The sequence below is a fragment of the Nocardia sp. NPDC059229 genome (genome assembly GCF_042754165.1).
Taxonomy (GTDB): Bacteria; Actinomycetota; Actinomycetes; order Mycobacteriales; family Mycobacteriaceae; genus Nocardia.
This window is the reverse complement of the sequence record NZ_JBHZAK010000001.1, coordinates 1,070,059-1,095,619: the sequence shown is the minus strand read 5'-3', so window position 1 is coordinate 1,095,619 and position 25,561 is coordinate 1,070,059. Positions and strand designations below refer to the sequence as shown.

Here is a 25,561-nt window from a genome sequence, read left to right as displayed (position 1 = left end):
GTGCGTGGTCTGTCTTATGAAACCCCCGGCAAGAGTGTCTATGGCAGCAATGTCAGCCGACGCGGGTTCCTAGCTGCAACAGGTGTCATTCTGGGGGCGGCTGCGCTACTACCGAAGGCGCCTCTGGCTCGGGCACTACCCACGGGATCGATCAATGACGGTGACACGATGCCGATCCTGGTCATCGGCACCGGCTACGGCGGCGCGGTCGCGGCGCTGCGGCTCGCCCAGGCCGGGCAGAACGTGATCATGGTCGAGAAGGGCATGTCGTGGACCCAGCCCGGGTCCGACGGCAAGGTCTTCTGCAACATGCTGAATCCGGACGGCCGGTCCTTCTGGCTGCGCACCGAGACCGACCAGCCGGTCAACCACTTCATGGGCGCGCCCTACAACAAGTCCATCTCCCGCTACACCGGCGTGCTGGATTCCGAGCAGTTCAGCGGGATCCGGATCTACCAGGGTCGCGGCGTGGGCGGCGGCTCGCTGGTCAACGGCGGTATGGCGGTGACGCCCAAGCAGGAGAACTTCGCGAGCATCCTGCCGTCGGTGGACGCCGGCTCGATGTACAGCACCTACTACCCGCGCGCCAATGCCGGGCTGAAGGTGAACAACATCGACCAGACCTGGTTCCAGGGTGCGGACTGCTATCAGTTCGCGCGAGTCGGCATCAAGCAGGCGCAGCGGTCCGGGTTCGCGTACACCTTCGTGCCGAACGTCTACGACTTCAACTACATGAAGCAGGAGCAGGCCAGCACCGCCCCGCGGTCGGCGCTCAACGCCGAGGTCATCTACGGCAACAACTACGGCAAGAACTCGCTGGACAAGACCTATCTGGCGGCGGCGTCGGGCACCGGCAAGGTGACCATCGTGCCGCAGCATGTGGTCACCACGGTGGCGCCGGCCAACGGCGGCGGCTACTCGGTGTCGATGAACCAGATCGACACAAGCGGCAACACCGTCAAGTCGAAAACCGTTACGGCGCAGAAGGTCTTCTTCGCGGCGGGCAGTGTCGGCACCAGCAAGCTGCTGGTTACGCAGAAGGCCACCGGCAAGCTGGGCAATCTGCCGGACTCGATCGGCGCCGGCTGGGGCAACAACGGCAATGTCATGGTGGCCCGGCAGAACCAGGCCTGGGACGCCACCGGCAGCCTGCAATCCTGCATCCCCTGCGTCGGCATCGACAACTGGGCCGACAGCGGCGGCCCGGCCTTCGCGGAGGTGTCGCCGTTCCCGGCCGGCATCGAGACCTTCGCCAGCCTGTATCTGGCCATTACCAAGAACCCCAATCGCGGCACCTTCTCCTACAACTCGGGATCCGGTGGCGTGGACCTGAACTGGCAGACCGCTTGGAATCAGCCCAGCATCGACGCCGCCAAGCGCATCTTCGACAAGATCAACAGCAAGGAAGGCACCATCTACCGGACCGACCTGTTCGGCGAATACAAGACCTGGGGCGACGATTTCGCCTACCACCCGCTCGGCGGCTGCGTGCTGAACGTGTCCACCGACAACTACGGGCGGCTCACCCAGTACCCGGGCCTGTACGTCATCGACGGCTCCCTGATTCCGGGCCTCACCACCGTCAACCCGTTCGTCACGATCACCGCGCTCGCGGAACGCAATATCGAGACGATCATTTCGCAGGACTTCCACTGAGGAAGCGGCCCCGCCGACGGAGAAATTCCGTCGGCGGGGCCGGCCGGGCGTGTTCGTTCCGGTCGGGCAGCGGCGATCGCGTTAGCCTTGGATATGGACGCTGTCACGGTTGTCCCTGCTCCCGGCAATGAACCGGTGCACACCTACGCCCCCGGCAGCCGCGAACGCGAGCTGCTGGCCGGCAGGCTCGCCGCTCTCGCCGCCGACCCCGTGGATGTGCCGCTCGTCATCGGCGGCAAGCATCAGCCCGGCGGCGGCGAGCGGCACACCATCGTGATGCCGCACCGGCGCCGCCAGGCACTCGGGACCTACACCCACACCACCCACGACGAAGCGCGCGCGGCCATCGCGGCGGCGACGGCCGCCGCGCCCGGCTGGCAGGCCATGCCCTTCGAGGAACGGGCCGCCATTCTGCTGCGGGCCGCCGACCTGCTGGCCGGGCCCTGGCGCGAGACCCTGGCCGCCGCCACCATGCTCGGCCAGTCGAAAACGGTGCAGCAGGCCGAAATCGACGCACCCTGCGAACTGGTGGACTTCTGGCGCTTCAATGTCTCCTTCGCCCGGCAGATTCTCGCGGTCCAGCCGGAATCGGCGGCGGGCGTGTGGAATCGGATGGACTACCGGCCTCTGGAGGGCTTCGTCTACGCCATCACGCCGTTCAACTTCACCGCCATCGCCGGGAACCTGCCCACCGCGCCCGCGCTCATGGGCAATACCGTCGTCTGGAAACCTTCCTCGGCACAGACACTTTCGGCGTACTACACGATGAAGCTGCTGGAGGAGGCGGGCCTGCCGCCCGGGGTCATCAATATGGTGACCGGCAGCGGCACGCAGCTCTCGGAGGTGGCGCTGGCCGAGCCGCGGCTGGCGGGCATCCACTTCACCGGTTCCACCCGCACCTTCCAATACCTGTGGCAGAGCGTCGGCTCGAATATCGGCCGCTACCACGGATATCCGCGGCTGGTCGGGGAGACCGGCGGCAAGGACTTCATCCTCGCTCACCCGTCCGCCGACCCGGATGCCTTGCGCACGGCCATGATTCGCGGTGCCTACGAATACCAGGGGCAGAAGTGCTCGGCCGCCTCGCGCGCCTATATCGCCCGGTCGGTGTGGCAGCGCATGGGGCAGGACTTCCTGTCCGAGGTGGAGTCGCTGACCTACGGCGATGTCGCCGATCTGTCGAATTTCGGTGGGGCCGTGATCGACAACCGCGCCTACGACAAGTGCGTGGCCGCCATCGAGAAGGCGAAGGACCGGGGGCTCACGGTCCCCGCGGGCGGTGGCTACGACGACAGCGAGGGCTGGTTCGTCCGGCCGACCGTGCTGCTCGGCGAGGACCCGGGCGACGATGCCTTCGCCACCGAGTACTTCGGGCCCATTCTGTCGGTGTACGTCTACGACGACAGCGCCCCCGACTCGTTCGCCGAGATCCTCGAGGTGGTGGACGGGACTTCGCCCTACGCTCTCACCGGCGCGATCTTCGCTCGCGACCGCAAGGCCGTCGAAACCGCCGCGGACGCACTGCGATTCGCCGCGGGCAACTTCTACATCAACGACAAGCCCACCGGCGCGGTGGTCGGGCAGCAGCCCTTCGGCGGGGCCCGCGCCTCCGGCACCGACGACAAGGCGGGCTCCTACCTCAACCTGCTGCGCTGGGTCGCGCCCCGCACGCTCAAGGAGACCTTCGTTCCACCGACCGACTACCGCTACCCCCACATGGAGACGCGATGAATCCGCTGCGGCCCGCGATCCTGGCCGCGGCCGGATCGTCGCGGATGAAGGACGCCATCACCCGGGTGCCGGCCACCGCCGCGGTGGTCCGGCGGTTCGTGGCCGGGGAGACCCGGGCCGAGCTGGTCCCGGTGGCGCGCGGGCTGCTGGCGAGCGGCCGCGCGGTGAGTGTCGACTTCCTGGGCGAGTACACCACCGAGCATGCCCAGGCCGATGCCGCGGTGGCGGAATACCATTCGCTCATCGACGATCTGGCCGAGGCCGACCAGATGATGCCAGGCGCGCACACCGACATCCCCCGGGTGGAGGTCTCGCTCAAGCTGTCGGCGCTCGGCCAGTCGCTGGGTCGGGAAGGGCCCGCGATCGCTGCGGAGAACCTGCACAAGCTGTGCGCCAAGGCCGTCGAGCGCCACGTCTGGGTGACCGTCGACGCCGAGGACCACACCACCACCGCCGGCACCCTGGAGGCGGTCCGCCAGGCCCGCGCCGAATTCCCCTGGCTCGCCGTCGCTTTGCAGACGTACCTGCGTCAGGCCGAGCACCGCGCCCGCGACCTGGCCGCCGACGGCACCCGAGTCCGCCTCTGCAAGGGCGCATACCAGGAACCGGCGACCGTCGCCTATCAGCGCCGCGCCGAGGTCGACGTCTCCTACCTGCGCTGCCTCGACGTCCTCTTTCGCAGCGCCTGGTACCCCATGATCGCCTCCCACGACCCGGCCATGATCGACGCCGCCCTCACCCTCGCCATCGAAAACCACCGCAACCCAGGCGATTTCGAGTTCCAGATGCTCTACGGCATCCGCGACGCCGAACAGCGCCGCCTCGTCGCGGACGGCCACTCCCTGCGCGTCTACATCCCCTACGGCACCCAGTGGTACGGCTACCTCATGCGCCGCCTCGCCGAACGCCCCGCCAACCTCGCCTTCTTCCTCCGTGCCCTGGCTGACCGCGCCTGATAATTCGCGGTCGCGGGTCGTTCCCGGCGCGCGCCAGGGCCGCACACTCGAGCGTGCGGCCCTCACGGGGTTCCAGCGGTGAACCCCTGAGAATCCGAGAGTTGGTTCAGACCAGGGGGCGGCCGAGGCGGCGGCGGAGGCGCATGTCGGCGAGGTAGAAGTTGTAGGGGAACAGGCGGATCGGGGTGGGCATGCGGGTCCAGATCGCGGAGATCAGGCGCAGGCAGCCGGCGAAGATGCGCTCGTCGCGGGCGGACCAGGTCATGGCCATCTCCTCGCGCAGGTGCGGGGGGAGCAGGGCGGTGACGATGAAGCGATGCAGGCCGCCCAGGGTGATCTGCAGGGGCCAGGGCAGCATCTTCAGGTCGGTGAGGTCGTTGAAGTACTTGCGGGTGGGAACATCGATCGACTTGGTCGCGAGGTTCTCCTCCCAGTACACGTAGAACTCGTCGCGGGTGGCGGGCCACATCTCGGGACGCATCTGCAGGGTGGTGCCCAGCCGCGCGCAGTACTGGTAGAAGGCTTCCGCCAGTTCGGGATTCATGGGGCCGCGCATGCGGTGGTAGAGATCGTCGACGCCCCAGTAGAGGCAGGCCGCCACCCACAGCTGCAGCTCGGGGTCGAAGGCGTTGTACTTGACCGCGCTGCCGGGCTTGGCGTGGACGCTGCGGTGCGAGCGGTTCACGGCCTCGCGGTAGTCGCGGCGGTCGTCCTCGTTCCCGAGCAGCGCGACCGACAGATAGGTGAGGGTGGTGCGCAGCCGCTTGATCGGGTGCAGCGTCACCTTGCCACTGTCGACGTCGCTCTCCATCACGCCGTACCCGACGGGTTTCAGCGACAGCTGCATGACGACATTGGCCGCGCCGCCGAGGAAGGCCGCGACGCCGTCGATGTGCTCACGCACGGATTCCGGGGTCATCGGCTCGTAGGCCGGCGGGAACTCGTCGAACTTGCGCAGGGGGGCGGTCATCGTCGACTCGGCTCCTCGTCGTCACTCCTCGCCCATGAGGAGAGTGTGAGAAATTTCGCCACTCACTTTCTCACCGCGAGGTGGTCATGTCAATGTGCGAAGATTAGTGCCTCACCGTTTCTTTGCGACCGGAAAGGGCCCGGACCATGGCCAAACTGGCCAAACTGCTGCCGCTCGTCCGCGGATCCGGCCCCGAGGATCACAACCAGGCCAAGGTCCTCGATGCCGCACTCATGGCGTTCCTGGACTTCGGCATCAAACGCACCAGCATGGTGGAGGTCGCCCGCCGTGGCGGGCTCTCGCTGGCCACCCTCTACCGCCGCTTCGCGGGCAAGAACGACCTCATCCAGGCCGTCGGCCTGCGTCAGGCCCGCCAGCTCGTCGAGGACATCGACGCCGCGGTGCAGGTTCCGGTCGAACGCGACGCCAGCGCCGAGGAGCAGATCACCGTCCTGTTCATCGCGTTCATCGAGGGCCTGCGCGGCAATCAGCTGCTGGGCCGCCTGCTCAAGACCGAACCCGAGGTGGTGCTGCCCTATCTGACCGTGCAGGGCGCGCCGGTCATCGAGCTCGGCCGCGATTACCTTGCCGAGTTCATCGCCCGCCTGCAGGCGGAAGGCAAACTGCCGCAATACGATCCGCTGCCGCTGGCCGAGATGATCGCCCGCGCGGCGCTGTCGCTGGCGCTGACGCCGCAGACGGTCATTCCGCTCGACGATCCCGTCGCGCTGCGGCAGTTCGCTCGCGACCACATCATTCCCGGATTCCGGATCCTCTGACCCGCACCGGGTTTCACACCAGCCGGAGGCCCAGCCTGCGCCGCAAGCGCATATCCGTGAGATAGACGTTCAGCGGGAAGGCCCGCAGTGACGGCGGCACGACCGATTCGGCCGCACCCGCCAGCCGCAGCATCCGGGCCAGCGCGCGGTCCTGCCGCGGCGTCCAGGTCATGTCCATCTCGTCGCGGAGATGCGGTGGCAGCAGGCCGGTCACGAAGAAACGGTGTACGCCGCCGAAGGCCAGCTGGAACGGGCGGGGCAGCATCTTCAGGTCGATGAGATCCTCGAAGTAGGCCCGGATCTTGGGGTCGATGCGGGTCTTGGCGAGGTTCTCGTCCCAATAGCGGTCGAAGGCAGCGCGATCGGCGGGCCACATGTCCGGGCGCACCTGCAGCGTGGTGCCGAGCCTTGCGGCGTGGAGGTGGAAGGCGTCGGCGGCGTAGTCGTCCATCGGTCCGTGCATGCGCTCGTAGAGATCACGCGCACCCCAGTACAGGCAGGCCGCGACCCAGAGCTGCAGCCGGGGATCGAAGGCGTTGTACTTCACGGTGCTGCTCGTGCTGGACCGGACGTACTTGTGTACGGAATCGACGGCCTCCCGATAGGCGGCACGGTCCTCCTCGGTGCCCAGCAGGGCCACGGCCAGATAGGTGAGGGTGGTGCGCAGCCGTTTGAGGGGATGGACCATGACGTTCCCGGATTCCACCGGGCTCTCCACCACGCCGTAGCCGACCGGCGGGTGGGAGAGCTGCATGATCACGTTCGCCGCCGCGCCGAAGAATCCCGCCGCACCGTCCAGATAGCGGCGGACGTCGATCTCCGGTGCGGGGGCTGCGGATTCGAACCGGTCGGGCAGCGGCCTGGTCATCGTCGACCACATCCTCGGGTGAGAAAGTTATATAGAAACTTTCTTACCCACTCGGGTCACCTGTCAACCGGCTCGGCGGGTTCGCAAGCGATTCGTTGCCGAGCGGCTCCGGTAGCGTGGGCCCGTGTCGCCGCTGTTGCTGAGCTCCTTGAACCCGGCCGCCATCGCCGCCGGAGCTGATATCCCGGATGCCGTCACCATCGACGGGGAGACGTTGTCGCGCAGTGATCTGCTCGGCGCGGCCACCTCCGTCGCCGAACGCGTGGCCCAGGCGCGCCGGGTGGCCGTGCTGGCCGAACCGACCGTCACCACCGTGCTCGCCGTGGTGGGCTGCCTGATCGCCGGGGTGACCGTGGTGCCGGTGCCGCCGGACTCGGGTAGCGCGGAACTGGCTCACATCCTGCGGGATTCGGGTGCGCAGGCCTGGCTGGGCAAGGCTCCCGAGGGTTCCGACCTGCCGGTGATCCCGGTGCGCAAGCACGCACGGTCCTGGCATCGATACGCCGAACCCGCCGGGAAGGCAACGGCTTTCATCCTCTACACCTCCGGCACCACCGGCGCGCCGAAGGGCGTGATGCTCAGTCGCGACGCCATCGCGGCGGGCCTGGACGCGCTCATCGAGGCGTGGGGCTGGACCTCGAAAGATGTTCTGGTGCACGGTCTTCCGCTGTTCCACGTGCACGGCCTGATCCTCGGCGTGCTGGGCCCGCTGCGGGCCGGCAGTCCGCTCGTCCACACCGGCAAGCCCACCCCGAAGGCATACGCCGACGCGCACGGCACCATGTACTTCGGCGTGCCCACCGTGTGGTCGCGAATCACCGAGGATCCCGACGCCGCACGGGAATTGGCGAAGGCGCGGATCCTGATCTCCGGCAGCGCGCCGCTGCCCGTGCCGGTGTTCGAGCGGCTCGCCGAGCTCACCGGGCACGCCCCGATCGAGCGCTACGGCATGAGCGAAACCATGATCACCCTCTCCACCCGGCCCGACGGCGAACGCCGCCCGGGCTGGGTCGGGACCCCGGTCGCTGGCGTCGAGACCCGGCTGCGCGACGAGGCGGGCGACCCGGTGCCGCACGACGGGGAGAGCGTCGGCGGACTCCAGGTGCGCGGCCCCATGCTCTTCGACGGCTATCTGAACAAGCCGGAGGCCACTGCCGAGAACTTCACCGCCGACGGCTGGTTCCGGACCGGCGACGTGGCTGTCATCGACGCCGAGGGCTTCCACCGCATCGTGGGCCGGGAATCGGTGGACCTGATCAAGTCGGGCGGCTATCGCATCGGCGCGGGCGAGATCGAGACCGCGCTGCTGGGGCATCCGGCGGTGGCCGAGACCGCGGTCGTCGGCGTCCCCGACGACGATCTGGGGCAGCGCATCGTCGCCTATGTCGTGCTCCGCCCCGGGGCGGGCGCGGCGATCGCCGACGAGCTCATCGCCCATGTGGCGGGCGAACTTTCGGCGCACAAGCGGCCGCGTGAGGTGCGCGTGGTGGACGGCCTGCCGCGCAATGCCATGGGCAAGGTCCAGAAGAAACTGCTGTCTTGACCTCGAGTGCACTCGAGGTCCTACCGTGATCGGTATGACCGCATCTCTGTCGCCCGCCCAGATCGAGTACCTGAACAGCCAGCGACTGGGGCGGCTGGCCACCATCCGTCCCGACGGCTCACCCCAGAACAATCCGGTGGGCTTCCGTTACAACGCGGCCCTGGGCACCATCGACATCGGTGGACGCGATCTGGGCGCGAGCCAGAAGTTCCGCAATCTGCTGAAGGAGGAGCGGGTCGCCTTCGTGGTCGACGATGTCCCCTCCGTCGATCCCTGGACGGTGCGGTGCCTCGAAATCCGCGGCACCGCGCAGGCGTTGCGGGACGTGGAGCCGTGGTACCCGGGCCTGTCCCCGGAGCTGATCCGCATCACCCCCGAACGGGTCATCGCCTTCGGCCTCTGACACCGGAGTTCCGGTGCTGGAGGTTTCGGGGTCTCGCCGGGTCCATGAGCGAACGTCTAGCTTACGTGGAGCGAAATAGTCACGTTCTCAAGGAGATTCGCTCGATGCACACCTCTCTGCGCGCCACCGTGGCGGCCGCCGCCGTCTTCGCCGGCCTGCTCGCTCCCGCCGCCGCGGCCACCGCCGATGCGCTGCCCCTCACCCCCATGCAGCAGCCGACCGAGCAGATCGCCGGCACCACCGGCACCGGCTCGGTGAACACCGGGCCCACCGGCACCGGATCCTTCGACCCGTCGTCCACCGGCTCGTCGAACCTGATCAAGGCGTTCCAGACCGGGTCGGGCCAGTGCAACTCCGGCGGCATCCCGTTCCCCGTCATGGACGGCTCCGCGGCGCCCTGGTGCGGCCTCTACCACTGAGCGCGAAATGACGAAAACCCCTGCGGCGCAAGCCGGCAGGGGTTTTCGCGGCACCGGAGTCAGTCGTTGGAGTGCAGCGCCGCGTTCAGCTCGATGCCGGTGCCCTTGCGAGGCCGGACCTCGACCGCGCCGGTCAGCGAGTTGCGGATGAACAGCAGGTTCGACTTGCCCGACAGCTCACCGGCCTTCACGACCGCGCCGTCCGGCAGCGCGACCTTGGTGCCGGCGGTGACGTACAGGCCCGCCTCCACCACGCAGTCGTCGCCGAGCGAGATGCCCAGGCCCGAGTTCGCGCCCAGCAGGCAGCGCTCACCGAGCGAGATGACCTGCTTGCCGCCGCCGGACAGGGTGCCCATGATGGACGCGCCGCCGCCGACGTCGGAGCCGTCGCCGACCACCACACCGGCCGAGATCCGGCCCTCCACCATGGAATTGCCGAGTGTGCCGGCATTGAAGTTGACGAAGCCCTCGTGCATGACCGTGGTGCCGGAGGCCAGGTGCGCGCCCAGGCGCACCCGGTCGGCGTCGGCGATGCGCACCCCCGACGGCAGCACGTAGTCGACCAGGCGCGGGAACTTGTCCACGCCGTACACGGTGACCGGGCCGCGGGCGTGCAGCTTCAGCCGGGTCAGCTCGAATTCCTCGTTGGAGCAGGGGCCGTGGTTGGTCCACACCACATTGGCCAGCAGGCCGAAGATGCCGTCCAGGTTCGCGCCGTGCGGGCGGACCAGCCGGTGCGAGATCAGGTGCAGACGCAGGTAGGCGTCGTGCGTGTCGATCGGCGCGGCGGCCAGATCGGCGATGACGGTGCGCACCGCGACGATCTCCACGCGGCGTGCCTCGTCCGTGCCGACCGACGCGGCGAACTTCGCGTATTCGGGATCCGAGGCGTCGAGCCGGACGGTGCCGACCTCGTCGGCGGAGAAGGTCCCCAGGTTGGGATACGGGTACCAGGTGTCCAGGACTGTGCCGTTGACGGTGATGGTGGCTAGGCCGACTGCAGATGCTCCCTGTGTACTCACGTCCCCCTACGTTACCGGGCTGTGAATTCATACCGCATGCGGTGCCGATTTGTGCCAACGCAGCGACCGTGCGAAGAACGGAGGTTATTCCTCCTTTATGGTGGATCAAGTGACCATCGATCTGAGTGCCGACCCCATTTCACTCACCGCCGCGCTCGTGGACATTCCGAGCGTGTCGAAGAACGAGAAGGTCATCGCCGACATCGTCGAAACGGCGCTGCACGAACAGACCACCGGATTCGAAATCCTGCGGCACGGCAATACCGTGCTGGCGCGTTCCAATCGGGGGCTGCCCACTCGCGTCATTCTCGCCGGACATCTGGACACCGTGCCCATCGCCGAGAATGTCCCCGGCCACTTCGAGACCACCGCGGACGGCGAACGGCAGCTGTGGGGTTGCGGCAGCGTCGACATGAAGTCCGGTGACGCGGTCTTCCTGCACCTGGCGGCCACCGTGGCCGATCCGGTCCACGACCTGACCCTGATCTTCTACGACTGCGAGGAGATCGCGGCCGAGTTCAACGGCCTGGGCCGCATCGAACGCGAACTGCCCGAGTGGCTCGCGGGCGATCTGGCCATTCTCGGCGAGCCCTCCGGCGGCTGGATCGAGGCGGGCTGCCAGGGCACCCTGCGGGTGCGGCTGACCACCTCCGGCGTGCGTGCGCACACCGCGCGAGCCTGGCTGGGGGACAATGCCATTCACCGTCTCGCCCCGATCCTGGAGCGGCTGGCCCGCTACGAGGCGCGTGCGGTCGAGATCGACGGCTGCACGTACCGCGAGGGCCTGTCCGCGGTCCGCGTCGAGGGCGGCGTGGCCGGCAATGTGGTGCCGGACGTGGCCACCGTGGACGTGAACTTCCGCTTCGCCCCCGACCGCACCCTGGATCAGGCCACCGAGCACGTGCGCGAGGTATTCGCCGGTCTGGAACTGGATTTCGAGCGCACCGACGGCGCGCCCGGCGCCCTGCCCGGCCTGTCCAATCCGGCTGCCAAGGACCTCATCGAGATCGCGCACGCGCACGGCAGCGGCGGCGTCCGCGCCAAGTACGGCTGGACCGATGTCTCGCGGTTCGCCGCCCGCGGCATCCCGGCCGTGAATTTTGGCCCGGGCGACCCGAATCTGGCCCACAAGCGCGACGAGCACCTGCCCGTCGACCAGATCATCCAGGTGACGTCGATGCTGCGCAGTTACCTCACCGGCGCCAAAGACTGAGCAGTTGTTCAACACCCCGCTGATCAAGCGACCGGTGGGGGTCACCCGCTCCCTGTACGGTTGGCTGCATGTCTGCTGACGCCGAGTACGAGGGTGTGCGCTCGCCCAAGACGCCACGATTCCGCGGGCCGATCATGCTGCGGCGGGATCGCAAGAAGGGCATAGGCACCACCGATCAGCATCTGCTGGACGAGCGCGGGCCGGCCGACTGGGTGCACACCGACCCCTGGCGCGTACTGCGCATCCAGGCCGAATTCGTCGAGGGCTTCGGCGCTTTGGCGGAGGCGCCGGCCGCGGTGGCGGTCTTCGGCTCCGCCCGCACCCCCACCGAGTCGGCCGAGTACCAGGCCGGCATGGCCATCGGAAGTGCCTTGGCCCGAGCCGGTTTCGCGGTCATCACCGGCGGCGGACCGGGCGCCATGGAGGCGGCCAACCGGGGCGCGTCGGAGGCGGGCGGATACTCCATCGGCCTCGGTATCGAGCTGCCCTTCGAGCAGCACCTCAACGAGTGGGTCGACCTCGGCATCAACTTCCGGTACTTCTTCGCGCGCAAGACCATGTTCGTGAAGTACGCCCAGGCATTCGTCTGTCTGCCCGGCGGTTTCGGCACCCTCGACGAACTGTTCGAGGCGCTGACCCTGGTGCAGACCCGCAAGATCACCCGATTCCCGATCATCCTGTTCGGCACCAAATACTGGGCGGGACTGATGGATTGGATGCGCGACTCGCTGCTCGGCTCGGCCAAGGTCGCCCCCGGCGACCTGGGGCTGCTGCATGTCACCGACAGCGTGGACGAGGTGGTGCGGATCGTGGTGGAGGCCGCGCACGCGCGCCGCGAGCTGGACGAGGCGGGCGTGGAGGACCAGTGGTGAGCACCGCCTACGCGGTCTGCGTGTACTGCTCGGCCAGCGTGGACGATCCGGTGGCGCTCGAGCTGGCCACCCGGGTGGGCGACGAGATCGGCCGTCGCGGTTGGCAATTGGTGTCCGGCGGCGGCAATGTCTCCATGATGGGCGCGGTCGCGCAGGCGGCCCGGGCCGCCGGGGCCAGGACCGTCGGGGTGATCCCCAAGAAGCTGGTGCACCGCGAGGTCGCCGACACCGACGCCGACGAGCTGATCGTCACCGACACCATGCGCGAGCGCAAACAGGTCATGGACGACCGCGCCGACGCCTTCCTGACCCTGCCCGGCGGCATCGGCACGCTCGAGGAACTCTTCGAGACCTGGACCGGGGCCTACCTGGGCGTGCACGCCAAGCCGGTGGTGGTGCTCGATCCGCAGGACCACTACGCGGGCCTGTTCGAGTGGGTCGAGGGGCTGCGGCTGCGCGGGTACGCGGGCCGCGAAGCGATCGATCGGGTGCTGGTGACCAAGGACTTCGACTCCGCTTTCGAGGCGCTGCGTCCGGGCCGTTGAGAAACCGGATGGTTTCACTCGACAAGATCGGGCGAATCGGTAAGGGTGGGCAGCGGGGGACGTGAGCGCGAGGAGCACAGCGAAGTGAATACCGATGTCCGTTCGACGGTGAGCCTGCTCGACCTGGCCCGCGGTCTGCCCGGCATGGCGATGCAGGCCCCCGGCATGCTCCGCAATGTCCTGCACATGCTGGTGAAATCCGGCGACAAGGCGTCCATCGGGCTGTTCTTCCAGCGCGGCGCGGCCAGGCATCCGGACCGGCCCTTCCTGAAATTCGAAGGGCGCGTGTACACCTGGGGCGAGGCCAATGCCGAGGTCAACCGGTACGCGAAGGTGCTCGCCGCGCACGGGGTCGAGCGCGGCGACGTGGTCGGCATCCTGATGGTCAATCGCGCCGAGGCGCTGTTCACCGTGCTCGCCACCGTGAAACTCGGCGCCACCGCGGGCCTGCTCAACCACAATCAGCGGGACGTGGTGCTGCAGCACAGCTTCGGGCTGCTGAACTCGGTGCTGGACGTGATCGGCGAGGAGTGCGCCGACGCCCTCGACACCCTCACCGAGGCCCGGCCCGCCCTGCTCTGGTCCGAGCAGCTGGCCGCCGAGGCCCGCACCGCCGACGCCTCGAATCCGGCTGTGACCGAACAGATCACCGCCAAGGAACGCGCCTACCTGATCTTCACCTCCGGCACCACCGGGCTGCCCAAGGCCAGCGTCATGACCCACCTGCGCTGGACCAAGTCCATGGCCGGCATCGGCGGGCTCGGCGTCCGGCTCGACGGCCGGGACACGCTGTACTGCTGTCTGCCGCTGTACCACAACAACGCGCTCACGGTGGCGCTGTCCTCGGTGATCGCGGGCGGTGCGACCTTCGCGCTGGGCCGCAAGTTCTCGGCCACCCGCTTCTGGGACGAGGTCATCGCCAATCAGGCCACCGCGTTCATCTATATCGGCGAGCTGTGCCGCTACCTGCTGAACCAACCGGCCAAGCCCGCCGACCGTGCGCACAGCGTCCGGCTCTGCGTCGGCAACGGCCTGCGGCCCGAGCTCTGGGACGAGTTCCAACAGCGCTTCGGCATCGAGCGGATCGTCGAGTTCTACGGGGCCAGTGAGGGAAACATCGCCTTCATCAACGCTTTCTCGGTTGCCCGGACCGCCGGCTTCACCCCGCTGCCCTTCGCCATCGTCGAATACGACGACGCCACCGGCAAGGCATTGCGCCACCCGGACGGCCGCCTGCGCCGGGTGCCGCCGGGCGGGGTCGGGCTGCTGCTCGCCAAGGTCACCACGAGCTCGCCCTTCGACGGCTACACCGACGCCTCCGCCACCGAATCCAAGCTCGTGCGAGACGGTTTCGAGCCCGGCGACTGCTGGTTCGACACCGGCGACCTGGTGCGCGACCAGCGCTGGGGCCACATCGCGTTCGTGGACCGCCTCGGTGACACCTTCCGCTGGAAGGGCGAGAACGTCGCCACCACCGAGGTCGAGGGCGCCTTCGACGGCATCGACTCGGTCACGCAGGCGGTCGTTTTCGGCGTCGACATCCCGGGCACCGACGGCAAGGCGGGCATGGCCGCGGTGACGCTGCACGAGGGTGGGCACTTCGACGGCAAGGTCGCCGCCAAGGTGCTCTACGACCATCTGCCGACCTACGCCGTGCCGCTGTTCATCCGTGTGGTGCCGGAGCTGGAGCAGACCTCCACCTTCAAGAACCGGAAGGTGGAACTGCGCAAGGAGGGCTACACCCCCGACGACGAGAGCACCCTCTACGTCCTCGCGGGCCGCACCGAGGGCTACGTTCCCGCATACTCCGAATACGCCGCCGACGTCGCCGCGGGGCGTGCGCCCGGCAACTGAACAGCAGCCGGTCGGAGCCCGGTTCCGGTCGGCTGCCCAGCAGTGGCGCCACAGCCCTCGGTACAGTCGAGGGCATGTGTGCGCCGTTGCCGACATTGTGCGGGAAGCCGGTGGCGACGGATCGGGCGCTTGTCATGGCGATCGTGAACCGGACGCCGGACTCCTTCTATGACCGAGGCGCGACGTTCAGCGACGAGGCCGCCATGCGGGCCGTCGACAGGGCCGTCGCCAAGGGCGCAGATCTGGTCGATATCGGCGGGGTCAAGGCCGGTCCGGGCGCCGAGGTGGACAACGTCGAGGAGGCCCGCCGGGTGGTGCCGTTCGTGGCGGCCATTCGCGAGCGCTACCCGGATCTGCTCATCAGCGTGGACACCTGGCGTGCCGACGTGGCCCGGGCCGCGGTGGCCGAGGGCGCGGATCTGATCAACGACACCTGGGCGGGGGCGGACCCGGAACTGGTCGGCGTCGCCGCCGAACTGGGCGTAGGAATTGTGTGCTCACACACCGGGGGTGCGATTCCACGGACCCGTCCGCATCGGGTCCGGTACACGGATGTGGTGACCGAGGTCACCGAGACGGTGGTGGCCGCGGCCGAAAATGCTGCGGCGGCAGGGGTGGCCAAGGACTCGATTTTGATCGATCCGACCCATGATTTCGGCAAAAACACCTATCACGGGCTCGAATTGTTGCGTGCGATAGACGTTCTTGTGAAAACCGGATGGCCCGTCTTGATGGCGCTGAGCAATAAGGATTTCATCGGAGAGACTCTTGGTGTCGTCGAGCTGTCCGAACGATTGGAGGGCACATTGGCAGCGACTGCTTGGTCGGCCGCCGCGGGTGCTCGCGTCTTTCGAGTGCACGAGGTGGCTCACACCCGCCGGGTGGTGGACATGATCGCCGCCATCCAGGGTCACCGCCCACCCGCCCGTACCCTGCGAGGTCTCGCATGAAAACAGACTGGGTGAACACCAACACCTTCGACAGCCCCGACTGGACGGTGGCGGAACTCACCGCCGCCAAGGGCGACCGCACCGTCTCGGTGGTGCTGCCCGCCCTCAACGAGGAAGCCACCGTCGCCGCCGTGGTGGCCAGCATCCGGCCCCTGCTCGGCACGCTGGTGGACGAACTCGTCGTCCTCGACTCCGGGTCCACCGACGCCACCGCCGCCCGTGCACAGGCGGCCGGAGCCACCGTGGTGACCCGCGAACAAGCCGTCCCCGAACTCGACCCCGTCCCCGGCAAGGGCGAATGCCTGTGGCGCTCGCTGGCTGTCACCAGCGGCGACATCATCGCCTTCGTGGACTCCGACCTCATCGACCCCGACCCCAACTTCGTCCCCAGGCTGCTGGGCCCGCTGCTCACCGTCGACGGCATGCACCTGGTCAAGGCGTACTACCGCCGCCCGCTGCGCACCGGCGAATCGGTGGACCACCACGGCGGCGGCCGCGTCACCGAACTGGTGGCCCGCCCGCTGCTGGCCGCGCTGCGGCCCGAACTGTCGAATGTGCTGCAGCCCTTGGGCGGTGAGTACGCCGGCACCCGCGAACTGCTCACCTCGGTACCGTTCGCGCCGGGCTACGGCGTCGAAATCGGCCTGCTGCTCGACACTTACGACCTGCTGGGCCTGTCCAGCATCGGCCAGGTCAATCTCGGCGTCCGTCAGCACCGCAACCGCCCGCTGGCCGACCTGGGCGTCATGAGCCGCCAGATCCTGGGCACCGTCCTGGGCCGCAGCGGAATTCAGGACTCCGGCGCGGCCCTGACCCAGTTCCCCATGGTCGCAGGCGAATTCATCGCCCACGCCACCGAAGTCTCGCTGGCCGACCGCCCCCCGATGAACACCCTCCGCCCGGAGGAGGCCGCCGCCTGACCTCGAGGGGCCGGGCGGCGGCGCACTGCCCTCGCCCGCGCCGCCTCGCTGGATTCCGTTGCGCGCCATCATGTCGGCCATGGATCCGGCTAGCGGTCGTGGCGGTAGATCGGCGTCAGCAGGTCGGCCTCGATCGGTTCGCCGGTGGAGCGGTCGTACCGGACGCCGACCACCGCCGAGAACGGATGGGTGCTCGCGCGCTCGTGCAGGGTCGCGAGTCTGGTTGCCAGCAACCGGATCGCGCCCAGCGAGGCGGGCGGGTGCAGGCCGTCGATGACCAGCACGCTGCCCTTGCCGTCCGGGCGGGGGAGGCGGGCCAGGTAGGCGATGTCGTAGGGCTCGGTGCCGCCCGGGCGGTAGACGCGGCGGGCGGCCCGGTCCTCGATGCCCCGGCGTACCCGCCCGGCGCGCGCCACCGTGCGGCGCAGGCGCGGGTCCGCAGCCACGAGATACCGCAGACTGGGCGACAATTCGGGCCCGCCGAGCACGATCAGGCCGTCCCGGTCGAGGTCGAGCGGGCGGCCCGGCAGGAAGCGCTGGACATTGGCGGTGAAGCCGAGTTCCCGCAGTAGCTCGACCAGCCGGTGCGGCGCCGCGGCATCGGGCGCACCCACGAGGGCGATGGCGCGCGTCGTGCTGCGGACGTCCGGGGTGAGGATGGTGAGCGGCCCGTGCCCGAAGAACAAACCTTCCGGTACTGGCCCTTGCGTACTCACCTGGTGGATGCGGGCGCGGGAAAGTCCCGCGGCCGCACCTATTCTCGCGAACGTCCAGCCCTCGGCATGCAGTTCGCGGATGACGGCGCGGCGGATGCGAGTCAGCTCATTGATCTGCTGCTGCGCGGCTGCCACGCCTTCGGTGGCGGCTTTCAGGCGTTCGACCTTGTCCTCGATCGCGAATACCCGGGCCACCTCGTCGGCCGACATGTGCGCAGTCTAGATAGCTGGACAGCATCATGCGTCAAGTCCGGTCGACATATTTGATCTCAGGTGGCGTCCGGATCCACCGGCGGACGTTCGTTGCGCTCCAGCGGTTTTTGTTCCTTCGGCATCGAAAGCGGGCCGGATCCGCTGTTGGTGTAACCGTTTCCGCTGTTCGGGGAGCTCACCGGCTTGTCGAAACTGGTCAGGTCATTGAAGCTGTTCAGGATTGAGTCGTCCCCGTCGAGCAGGTGTTTGGTGACCATGGATCGCGGATTCATACTGCGCAGTTCGTTCAACTGCTCCAACGGTTTCCGGATCTCGTCGAATTCCGGGCCGAGCTCATTGCGCAATTGCTGAGTCGCGCCGGTGGCGTAATCGCGCGCCTGTTTGAGAGCGTGCGCGGTCCAGCGAACGGCGCCGGGCAGACGCTCCGGACCCAGAATCACAAGTGCGGCGACGAGCAGAATGAGCATCTCGCCCCAGCCGATATTGCTGAACACGGCTCCAGGCTACCTTTGTCCGATCCCGAAGTTTTCGCCGCCGCACCTGCGTCGATTCATTACTACCGACTAGTCCGATTCCAGGGTGACCGGGACATCGACCTCGCGGCCGTCGCGAATCAGGCGCACCGTCACGGTCTGCCCGATCTCGTGCGACTGCACCGCAACCGTCAGCTCCTCCGGACCCGACACATCGCGATCGCCGACCTTCACGATCACGTCGCCCTCCACGATGCCCGCCTTGGCCGCCGGGCTACCGGCCTGCACATCGGCCACCGCCGCGCCGCTCATCACGTCATTGGCGACGATCTTGGTCTTGGCGCTGACTCCCAGCCGCGGGTGGTGCACCGAGCCGTCCCGGATCAGCGCCTGCGAGATCCGCTTGACCTGATCCACCGGAATCGCGAAGCCCAGGCCCACCGAACCGCCGCTCTCGGACTTGATCGCCGAGTTGATGCCGACCAGCCGGCCCTGCATGTCCACCAGCGCGCCACCGGAGTTGCCGTGGTTGATGGCGGCGTCGGTCTGCACGGCGTCCAGGGTGGCATCGGTGTCGGTGCCCTCGCCGCCCACCTTCACCGGCCGGTGCAGCGCCGACACGATGCCGGAGGTGACCGTCTTCTCCAGGCCCAGCGGCGAACCCAGGGCCAGCACGTCGTCGCCGACCTGCACGTCATTGGAATTGCCGAGCTGGATCACCGACAGGTTCTTCACATCGACCTTCAGCACCGCCAGATCCGACTTGGTGTCGCGGCCCACGATCTGGGTCGGCACCCGCGAGCCGTCGGAGAACACCACATCGAGCTTGGCCTTGCCCGACTTGTCATTGGCGGCCAGCGAGATCACGTGATTGTTGGTGACGATGTAGCCGGCCCCGTCGATCACCACGCCCGAGCCCGTGGATCCGGTGTCGCCCAGCCACGCCCGGACGGTGACCACCGCGGGCATGACGGCATTGACCACCTTGGTGATCTGGTTGTGCGATTCGCTGACCGCGGGTGCGGACTGCAGCGCCACCTTGCGCGAGGTCAGCGCGGAGGCCGACGAGCCGGTGAACGCCCCCACGAACCCGCCGAGCAAACCGATGACCGCCGCGATGACCGCGAGCAGCGCCAGCGCCTGCCAGGACACTCGGCCACCGAACAGCACCTCCCGTGCACCCAGCTTGGGTCCGGGCGTCAGCGCCTGCGGCCGGGCCTGCGCCACGGCCGGAGTGCCCAGGCGCGCGGCCGAATTCGGGTCCCGCCACGGATCGGCGGGCGCGGCCGGGGCGGTCGTCTCGGTCTTTGCCTCCGGGTCCCGCTGCAGCTGATCGGTCGAACCCTCCGGACGACCGAACGCCTCCGCCAGCACCGCGTCCGGCGGGCGATTCTGAATCTCGGTATCCCCCTGCGGCGCGGCCCCGGCGGCACCCTTCGGCCGCGCCGCGAACGAGCCGTGCTGACCGTTCGGGCGGCGGAAGGCACGCGCGGTGTGGGTGTCCACATGTGGCCGCAGGACCGGCCGCGGCCCCAGCACCGGTGCGTCCGACGGCCTCAGGTTCCCCCGATTGGCCGCCGAATCGGAAACCGCATCCCGCTCGGGCCCCGGGCCCGTGTTCTTCGATTCGGTGGTCACGCTATGGACTCTACTTGCGCCACCATGACGTCCACCGCCTGCTGTCGAACGAATCTTGGCGCAGGCCGAAGGAACTCATGCCGCGCGCCAGCGGACCCCGATCGCGGTCGGCGGGGTCGGGAGTCTGGTGATTACCGCACTCCTGCAGCAACGCCCGCGGAATCCGGCTGAGCGTGTCGTGCAGGCTCAGCGGCGCGGAGATCTGATCCGAGGACTGCCGCAGCGCGATCCGGGCCTGCTGCTGGGCATCCACCTCGGCCGCGCACTCGCGGCACACGGAAATATGGTGGGCGGCACGCAGGTACGCGTTCATCCGCAGCTCGCCGTCCACATAGGCGGCGATGGCCTCACTGGCCAGATGCTCGGTGGGGGCGAAACGCGGGGGACGACGGTGCGGTCGGTCCTCGCCACTCATACGCTGCACACCCTTCCGGACGACTCGAGCTGTTCGGGCGACACCTGCCCGCGGGCGTGGTGTCCAGGAAGCGCGGGCGCAGTGCCCGCGGCTCACCCGACGTTTTCGGTGGCGGCGAATCGCCGCTCAATCCCATTATGCTCGAGGTGCTCGCGCAGTGCCTGACGTCCTCGGTGGATGCGGCTGCGCACGGTACCCAGCTTGACGCCCAGCGTCGCGCCGATCTCCTCGTACGACAGACCTTCGATGTCACAGAGCACGACCGCGGCACGGAACTCCGGGGCCAGCGAGTCCAGCGCGGACTGCAGATCCGGATCCAGGTTGGCGTCGTGATAGGCCTGCTCGGGACCCGGACCCTCGGAGGGCACCCGGTCGTAATCCTCCGGCAGCGCCTCCATGCGGATGCGGTTGCGACGGCGGACCATGTCCAGGAACAGGTTCGTGGTGATGCGGTGCAGCCAGCCCTCGAAGGTGCCGGGCTGATAGTTCTGCAGGGACCGGAAGACCCGGATGAAGGTTTCCTGGGTCAGATCCTCGGCGTCCTGCGGGTCACCGGTGAGGCGGTAGGCCAGGCGATACACGCGATCGGCGTGCTCGCGGACCAGCTCGTCCCAGGTCGGCATGACGGAGCGATCGCCGGTGGCGTCGAAGGCTGCGGTCCCGGACAGGGCGGCCTCGTCATCGGCGGGGGACGGGATGAGGTCGCTGTCCAGCGCGGTGTCGCTGTCCAGCGGCTTGATCTGCGGGTGCAGAGTGTTGGCGTGTTCACGCGCCGCGTCGACCATGTGGATGGGGTTACCTCCTACTCGGGACCGTGGACCCGATATCGAGGACAACCAATCTGCTGGATCAGCTGTTCCCGATTCCGAGCCCGCGGTCGCTGGCCTGGCGTGAGCATTACTCTGGCGGGTCGTGATGAGGCCGCTGTATGCAGAGGCTGAGGGACACCTGAGAAAAATCGCCACACCGGCCGGTCACCGCCACGCCTTACCGGTGTATCGCCATTAGCCTCTACTTCGTGAGCCAGACTCCCGCGGCACAGAACCTGCAGCGCAACCTCGCCTACGTGGAGGAATCCGTCGCCGAGGACGACATCCTCGTCGGTGCGCGCGAGCGCGCCCTCGAACTCGGCGCGGCCCCGGTCGCGCCGGCGGTCGGCGCGCTGCTCAGCATGTATTCCCAGCTGCTCGGGGCGCGGGCCGTGGTCGAGGTCGGCACCGGGGCCGGGGTGAGCGGGCTGTGGCTGCTGGACGGCATGCGCGAGGACGGCACCCTGACCACCATCGACTCCGAGCCCGAGCATCAGCGCGCGGCCCGCGAGGCGTTCCGGTCGGCCGAGATCGCGCCGGCGCGCACCCGGCTCATCAACGGGCGGGCCCTGGATGTGCTGCCGCGGCTCGCCGATGGGGCCTACGACCTGGTCTTCATCGATGCCGCCCCGCTCGAGCACCCGCAGTATGTGGCGCAGGCGGTGCGGCTGCTGCGGGATGGCGGCGCGATCCTGCTGCACAATGCCCTGCTCGGGGGTCGGGTCCCGGACCCCGCCCAGCGCGACCCGCAGACCATGGCCGTGCGGGCGGCGACCCGCGCGATCGCCGAGGATCCGGACCTGACGAGCGTGCTGATCCCGGTCGGCGACGGGCTGCTCTGCGCTGCGCGCGGGTGAGATTCAGCGCTGCGCGCGGGTGAGATTCAGCGCTGCGCGCGGGTGAGATTCTGCGCTGCGTGCGGGTGAAAACTCAACGCCCGGTGTGGAATTCGATTCCACCGTGGCGTTCCGCGCGGCGATAGTCCGCGTGGCAACAACTGCGGTCGGACAGCTTTCCCGGCGCGGAAAGTCCCCGGTGACGAAGTGCCCGGACGTCTGGATTTCGTAAATCCTCGCGACTCGAGCCGAAAGGCCCTTGCCCTCTGCTTGAACATGTGTTTAAGGTATTAAACATGCGTTCAACCGACGATCTGACAACCCGGGCCCGGATTCGCGACGCCGCGATCACCGTGTTCGGGGAGCAAGGGTTCGGGGTCGGCGTGCGGGCCATCGCGGCTGCGGCGGGAGTCTCTGCCGGGCTGGTCAATCACCATTTCGGGTCCAAGGACGGGCTGCGGGAGGCGTGCGACGAGTGGGTCCGGGAGACGATCCGGGCCGCCAAGATGGAGTACATCGAGAACCCCTCGCCCGGCGGGCTCATGCGCCAGCTGGCCGAGATCGAGGAGTTCGCCCCGGGTATGGCCTACCTGATGCGCAGCTTTCAGGCGGGCGGGTCGCTGATGAAGACCTTCTTCGAGCACATGGTCGAGGACACCGAGCAGTACCTGCGCGCGGGCGTCGCGGGCGGGTCCATCAAGCCGATGCGCGACGTGCGGGCCACCGCGCGTTACGTGGCCACCAACAACGGCGGCGGCATGATGATGTTCCTGCAGCTCTACGCGGCGGAGCAGTCGGGTCCCGTCGACTTCCGCAAGGCGCTGCGCGAATACGCCGAGCGCATGATGCTGCCCGCGCTGGAGATCTACACCCACGGCATGCTCACCGATTCCACGGCGCTGGACGCATTGACCAGTACTGAGCAATAACCCATCAACGTCGTTTTCCTACAAGGAGATTCGATGAACGTTCCTGCCAATCCCGTGATCGAAGTCCGGGATCTGCACAAGAACTTCGGGCAGGTGCGAGCCCTGGACGGTCTCGACCTCGAGGTCGCCGAGGGCGAGGTGCACGGTTTCCTCGGGCCGAACGGGGCCGGGAAGTCCACCACCATCCGCATCCTGCTGGGCATCCTGTCGCGCACCTCCGGCGAGGCCGTGGTGCTGGGCCGGGATCCGTGGACGGACGCGGTCGCGCTGCACCGTGACATCGCCTATGTCCCGGGCGATGTCACGCTGTGGCCGTCGCTGTCCGGCGGTGAGACCATCGATCTGCTGGCGCGCATGCGCGGCGGGATCGATCAGGATCGCCGCGCCGAGCTGATCCAGCGTTTCGAGCTGGATCCGAGCAAGAAAGCGCGCACCTACTCCAAGGGCAACCGGCAGAAAGTGGCTCTGGTGTCGGCGTTCTCGTCGAACGCCCGGCTGTTCCTGCTGGACGAGCCGACCTCGGGCCTGGATCCACTGATGGAGCAGGTGTTCAACGAGTGCGTGGCCGAGGCGGTGGCGCGCGGCACCACGGTGCTGCTGTCCAGCCACATTCTGTCCGAGGTGGAGCGGCTGTGTGAGCGGGTGACCATCATCCGGGCGGGCAAGACCGTCGAGACCGGCACGCTGGCCCAGATGCGGCATCTCTCGCGCACCTCCATCACCGCCGAAATGGTCCGCAGCCCAGGCGATCTCAGCCGCATCCCGGGAGTCGAGGACATCAGCGTCGAGGGCAATACCCTGCATGCCCAGGTGGACAGTGAACACCTGGGTGAGTTGATCCGGGTGCTCGGCGACGCCGGTGTGCGCAGCCTGGTCAGCCAGCCGCCGACGCTGGAAGAGCTATTCCTGCGCCACTATTCGCTCGATGGTCGGGCTCCGGCCGACGAGCGCGAGCGGGTGTCGAAATGACCGCGGTCACCGCCACCGCGCCCCGCGCGTTCGAAACACCGTTATTCGCGGGGGATTTCACCGGGACCTGGCAGCTGCTGCGGCTGTATCTGCGGCGCGACCGGATCATTCTGCCGCTGTGGGTGCTGTTGCTGTCGCTGCCGCTGGGCAGCGTGTATATCAAGAGCCTCGAGAAGATCTACCACACGCCCGCCGACTTCCAAGGCTTCGCCGACGGCATCCTGTCGAACCCTGCCGAACTGGCGATGTACGGGCCGATCTACAACACCAGCCTCGGCGCCTCGGGCGTCTGGAAGGCCGGGATGTTCTTCACGCTCATCGGCGTGGCCACCATCCTGACCGTCATCCGGCACACCCGGGCCGACGAGGAGACCGGGCGTACCGAACTGCTGGCCTCGACGCGGGTCGGGCGGTTCGCCGGACTGACCGCGGCGCTGATCGTGGCCTACGGTGGCGCGCTGGCCACCGGGCTGATCGGATTCGCCAGCATCGCGAGCACTTCCGTTCCGCGTTCCGGCTCGCTGGCCTTCGGTCTGGCGATGGCCGGGTCGGGCATCGTGTTCGCCTCGGTGGCCGCGATCGCCGCCCAGCTGTCGGCCAGCGCCCGGGTGGCGCGCGGTATCGCCTTCGCGGTGCTGGGTGTGACGTACACGCTGCGCGCAGTCGGTGACGTGCGTGCCGCGGCGGGCCCGACCAGCCCGCTCACCTGGCTGGCCCCGCAGGGCTGGTCGCTGCAGGTGCGGGCGTTCGCGGGCGATCACTTCGCGGTGCTGCTGCTGCACCTGCTCACCGCGACCGTGCTGACCGTCGTCGCGTATTACCTACTGGCGCACCGGGATACCGGTGCCGGCCTGATCGCGGAGCGGCCGGGCGCACTCGCGGCCGGGCCCGCGCTGGGCGGCCCGCTCGGACTCGCCTGGCGGCTGCAGCGCGGGACGCTGCTGGCCTGGACGGTCGGACTCGGGCTGTACGGGTTGATGATCGGCAGCGTGACGAACGGCGTCGGCAAGCAACTGGGCAGCAGCCAGACCATTCGCGATCTGATCACCCGCATGGGCGGTTCCGAATCGCTGGAGAAGTCGCTGATCAGCTACGCGTTCACCATGGTCGCGCTGGGTGCGGCGGCCTACTCGGTGTCGGCGGCGCTGCGGCTGCACTCCGAGGAGAGCACCGCGCACGCGGAAGCCGTGCTCACCGGTGCGGTCTCCCGAACCCGTTGGGTGGCTTCGCATCTGACGTTCGCCCTGCTCGGACCCGCACTGGCGCTCGCGGTGTCGGGCCTGCTCGGCGGCCTGATCTACGGTCGCGCCGCCGGTGACGTCGGTCAGAAGACCGGTCAGGTGCTGGGGGCCGCGCTGGTGCAGGTGCCTGCGGTGTGGACCTTCACCGCCATCACCGTCCTGTTGTTCGGTCTGCTGCCCCGCTGGTCGACCGTGGCGTGGGGTTTCCTCACCGCCGCCATCGCGGTCTTCCTGCTGGGCTCGCTCGCGGGCGCACCCCAGTGGTTCCGCGATCTGAACCCGTTCGAGCACGCCCCGAAGGTGCCCGGCGAGGCGTTCACCGCCACCCCGCTGGTGGTGCTCGTGCTCGTGGACGTGGCATTGATCACGGTGGGGCTCATGGCATTCCGCCGCCGCGACCTCCGATCCGCCTAGTGCGACACCTCCGCGAACGCCCGCACCGGACCCGCCGGTGCGGGCGTTCGCGGTGACCCGGTGTGCCGGGGTGGCCCCGCGTTCCGTCGCCAGCGAATCCTTGGTTGCCGGTGCGGGTACGGTGATCGGGCGGGGTGGGCGGTGCAGGGGCAGTGCTGAGGTCTGGATTCGGCCGGTGACGCGGTGGTACAGCAGAGGGGGATCGAT

General features: G+C 68.4%; 25 protein-coding genes. 17 read left to right on the top strand and 8 right to left on the bottom strand.

The features are described from left to right. The first annotated feature begins 168 nt into the window (after nucleotides 1–168). From ACFXHE_RS05095 to ACFXHE_RS05085, 3 genes are all read left to right on the top strand, one after another. On the top strand, nucleotides 169–1,656 hold the full coding sequence (locus ACFXHE_RS05095; RefSeq protein WP_379379899.1) for a GMC oxidoreductase: 1,488 nt from the start codon (nucleotides 169–171) through the stop codon (nucleotides 1,654–1,656). A 93-nt stretch (nucleotides 1,657–1,749) separates the two neighbouring features. Continuing rightward, on the top strand, nucleotides 1,750–3,387 hold the full coding sequence (pruA, locus tag ACFXHE_RS05090; RefSeq protein WP_379379897.1) for an L-glutamate gamma-semialdehyde dehydrogenase: 1,638 nt from the start codon (nucleotides 1,750–1,752) through the stop codon (nucleotides 3,385–3,387). Continuing rightward, nucleotides 3,384–4,343, top strand: coding sequence for a proline dehydrogenase family protein (locus tag ACFXHE_RS05085; protein WP_379379895.1), 960 nt, complete (start codon nucleotides 3,384–3,386; stop codon nucleotides 4,341–4,343). The genes pruA and ACFXHE_RS05085 overlap by 4 nt, the downstream gene beginning before the upstream one ends. Nucleotides 4,344–4,449: 106 nt before the next feature. Here ACFXHE_RS05085 and ACFXHE_RS05080 read toward each other — a convergent pair whose 3' ends face one another. After that, nucleotides 4,450–5,313 (bottom strand): oxygenase MpaB family protein, encoded by an 864-nt coding sequence (locus ACFXHE_RS05080; protein ID WP_379379893.1) that lies wholly within the window; start codon nucleotides 5,311–5,313, stop codon nucleotides 4,450–4,452. Nucleotides 5,314–5,459: 146 nt separating this feature from the next. Here ACFXHE_RS05080 and ACFXHE_RS05075 point away from each other — a divergent pair, with 146 nt between their 5' ends. Then, the gene (locus tag ACFXHE_RS05075) at nucleotides 5,460–6,092 is read left to right on the top strand and encodes a TetR/AcrR family transcriptional regulator (RefSeq protein ID WP_354833597.1); all 633 of its coding nucleotides are present in this window, start codon (nucleotides 5,460–5,462) and stop codon (nucleotides 6,090–6,092) included. Nucleotides 6,093–6,105: 13 nt separating this feature from the next. Here the strand turns inward: ACFXHE_RS05075 and ACFXHE_RS05070 are convergent, their stop codons facing one another. Then, entirely contained in the window at nucleotides 6,106–6,960 is an 855-nt protein-coding gene (locus tag ACFXHE_RS05070) for an oxygenase MpaB family protein (protein WP_379379891.1), read from the bottom strand. A 133-nt stretch (nucleotides 6,961–7,093) separates the two neighbouring features. Between ACFXHE_RS05070 and ACFXHE_RS05065 the strand changes: the two genes are divergently transcribed. The 3 genes from ACFXHE_RS05065 (at nucleotide 7,094) to ACFXHE_RS05055 (ending at nucleotide 9,325) form a co-directional block, all read left to right on the top strand. Beyond that, nucleotides 7,094–8,503, top strand: coding sequence for an acyl-CoA synthetase (locus tag ACFXHE_RS05065; protein ID WP_379380415.1), 1,410 nt, complete (start codon nucleotides 7,094–7,096; stop codon nucleotides 8,501–8,503). A 34-nt stretch (nucleotides 8,504–8,537) separates the two neighbouring features. Beyond that, on the top strand, nucleotides 8,538–8,906 hold the full coding sequence (locus ACFXHE_RS05060; protein ID WP_379379889.1) for a PPOX class F420-dependent oxidoreductase: 369 nt from the start codon (nucleotides 8,538–8,540) through the stop codon (nucleotides 8,904–8,906). A gap of 104 nt (nucleotides 8,907–9,010) precedes the next feature. Further along, nucleotides 9,011–9,325, top strand: a complete 315-nt coding sequence (locus tag ACFXHE_RS05055) for a hypothetical protein (RefSeq protein ID WP_379379887.1) — start codon at nucleotides 9,011–9,013, stop codon at nucleotides 9,323–9,325. 59 nt (nucleotides 9,326–9,384) lie between these two features. On the opposite strand, the gene dapD is transcribed toward ACFXHE_RS05055, so the two are convergent. Continuing rightward, nucleotides 9,385–10,347, bottom strand: coding sequence for a 2,3,4,5-tetrahydropyridine-2,6-dicarboxylate N-succinyltransferase (gene dapD, locus ACFXHE_RS05050; protein WP_379379885.1), 963 nt, complete (start codon nucleotides 10,345–10,347; stop codon nucleotides 9,385–9,387). Between the two features lie 109 nt (nucleotides 10,348–10,456). Between dapD and dapE the strand changes: the two genes are divergently transcribed. The 6 genes from dapE to ACFXHE_RS05020 all read left to right on the top strand — a co-directional run bounded on the left by dapE (nucleotide 10,457) and on the right by ACFXHE_RS05020 (nucleotide 16,701). Next, on the top strand, nucleotides 10,457–11,560 hold the full coding sequence (gene dapE, locus ACFXHE_RS05045) for a succinyl-diaminopimelate desuccinylase (protein ID WP_379379883.1): 1,104 nt from the start codon (nucleotides 10,457–10,459) through the stop codon (nucleotides 11,558–11,560). 68 nt (nucleotides 11,561–11,628) lie between these two features. Further along, nucleotides 11,629–12,432 carry a TIGR00730 family Rossman fold protein gene (locus ACFXHE_RS05040; RefSeq protein WP_379379881.1) on the top strand — a complete coding sequence of 268 codons (804 nt, stop codon included), beginning with the start codon at nucleotides 11,629–11,631 and terminating at the stop codon, nucleotides 12,430–12,432. Beyond that, nucleotides 12,426–12,977, top strand: coding sequence for a TIGR00730 family Rossman fold protein (locus ACFXHE_RS05035; protein ID WP_379379879.1), 552 nt, complete (start codon nucleotides 12,426–12,428; stop codon nucleotides 12,975–12,977). Before ACFXHE_RS05040 ends, ACFXHE_RS05035 begins: the two co-directional genes overlap by 7 nt. An 84-nt stretch (nucleotides 12,978–13,061) precedes the next feature. Then, on the top strand, nucleotides 13,062–14,831 hold the full coding sequence (locus ACFXHE_RS05030; protein ID WP_379379877.1) for a long-chain-acyl-CoA synthetase: 1,770 nt from the start codon (nucleotides 13,062–13,064) through the stop codon (nucleotides 14,829–14,831). Nucleotides 14,832–14,905: 74 nt separating this feature from the next. Next, nucleotides 14,906–15,781, top strand: coding sequence for a dihydropteroate synthase (gene folP / locus ACFXHE_RS05025; RefSeq protein WP_379379875.1), 876 nt, complete (start codon nucleotides 14,906–14,908; stop codon nucleotides 15,779–15,781). Further along, nucleotides 15,778–16,701: a glucosyl-3-phosphoglycerate synthase gene (locus tag ACFXHE_RS05020; RefSeq protein ID WP_354833615.1), complete on the top strand. Its 924-nt coding sequence runs from the start codon at nucleotides 15,778–15,780 to the stop codon at nucleotides 16,699–16,701. The genes folP and ACFXHE_RS05020 overlap by 4 nt, the downstream gene beginning before the upstream one ends. 89 nt (nucleotides 16,702–16,790) lie before the next feature. On the opposite strand, the gene ACFXHE_RS05015 is transcribed toward ACFXHE_RS05020, so the two are convergent. The 5 genes from ACFXHE_RS05015 to sigE form a co-directional block, all read right to left on the bottom strand. Beyond that, entirely contained in the window at nucleotides 16,791–17,627 is an 837-nt protein-coding gene (locus ACFXHE_RS05015) for a hypothetical protein (protein ID WP_354833617.1), read from the bottom strand. 59 nt (nucleotides 17,628–17,686) lie between these two features. After that, entirely contained in the window at nucleotides 17,687–18,124 is a 438-nt protein-coding gene (gene tatB / locus ACFXHE_RS05010; RefSeq protein ID WP_379379873.1) for a Sec-independent protein translocase protein TatB, read from the bottom strand. A 69-nt stretch (nucleotides 18,125–18,193) separates the two neighbouring features. Next, entirely contained in the window at nucleotides 18,194–19,741 is a 1,548-nt protein-coding gene (locus tag ACFXHE_RS05005) for a trypsin-like peptidase domain-containing protein (protein ID WP_379379871.1), read from the bottom strand. A 10-nt stretch (nucleotides 19,742–19,751) separates the two neighbouring features. Then, entirely contained in the window at nucleotides 19,752–20,156 is a 405-nt protein-coding gene (locus ACFXHE_RS05000; protein ID WP_354833623.1) for a hypothetical protein, read from the bottom strand. A gap of 92 nt (nucleotides 20,157–20,248) precedes the next feature. Then, entirely contained in the window at nucleotides 20,249–20,941 is a 693-nt protein-coding gene (gene sigE / locus ACFXHE_RS04995) for an RNA polymerase sigma factor SigE (protein ID WP_379379869.1), read from the bottom strand. A gap of 233 nt (nucleotides 20,942–21,174) precedes the next feature. Here sigE and ACFXHE_RS04990 point away from each other — a divergent pair, with 233 nt between their 5' ends. The 4 genes from ACFXHE_RS04990 to ACFXHE_RS04975 all read left to right on the top strand — a co-directional run bounded on the left by ACFXHE_RS04990 (nucleotide 21,175) and on the right by ACFXHE_RS04975 (nucleotide 25,354). Beyond that, a complete protein-coding gene (locus ACFXHE_RS04990) occupies nucleotides 21,175–21,822 on the top strand; it encodes an O-methyltransferase (RefSeq protein ID WP_379379867.1) in 648 nt (215 codons plus the stop codon). 275 nt (nucleotides 21,823–22,097) lie between these two features. Then, nucleotides 22,098–22,730 carry a TetR family transcriptional regulator gene (locus tag ACFXHE_RS04985; RefSeq protein ID WP_379379865.1) on the top strand — a complete coding sequence of 211 codons (633 nt, stop codon included), beginning with the start codon at nucleotides 22,098–22,100 and terminating at the stop codon, nucleotides 22,728–22,730. Nucleotides 22,731–22,763: 33 nt separating this feature from the next. After that, complete coding sequence (locus ACFXHE_RS04980; protein WP_379379863.1) at nucleotides 22,764–23,699, top strand: ATP-binding cassette domain-containing protein; 936 nt, start codon at nucleotides 22,764–22,766, stop codon at nucleotides 23,697–23,699. Next, nucleotides 23,696–25,354 carry an ABC transporter permease gene (locus ACFXHE_RS04975; protein WP_379379861.1) on the top strand — a complete coding sequence of 553 codons (1,659 nt, stop codon included), beginning with the start codon at nucleotides 23,696–23,698 and terminating at the stop codon, nucleotides 25,352–25,354. Before ACFXHE_RS04980 ends, ACFXHE_RS04975 begins: the two co-directional genes overlap by 4 nt. Nucleotides 25,355–25,561: the final 207 nt, after the last annotated feature.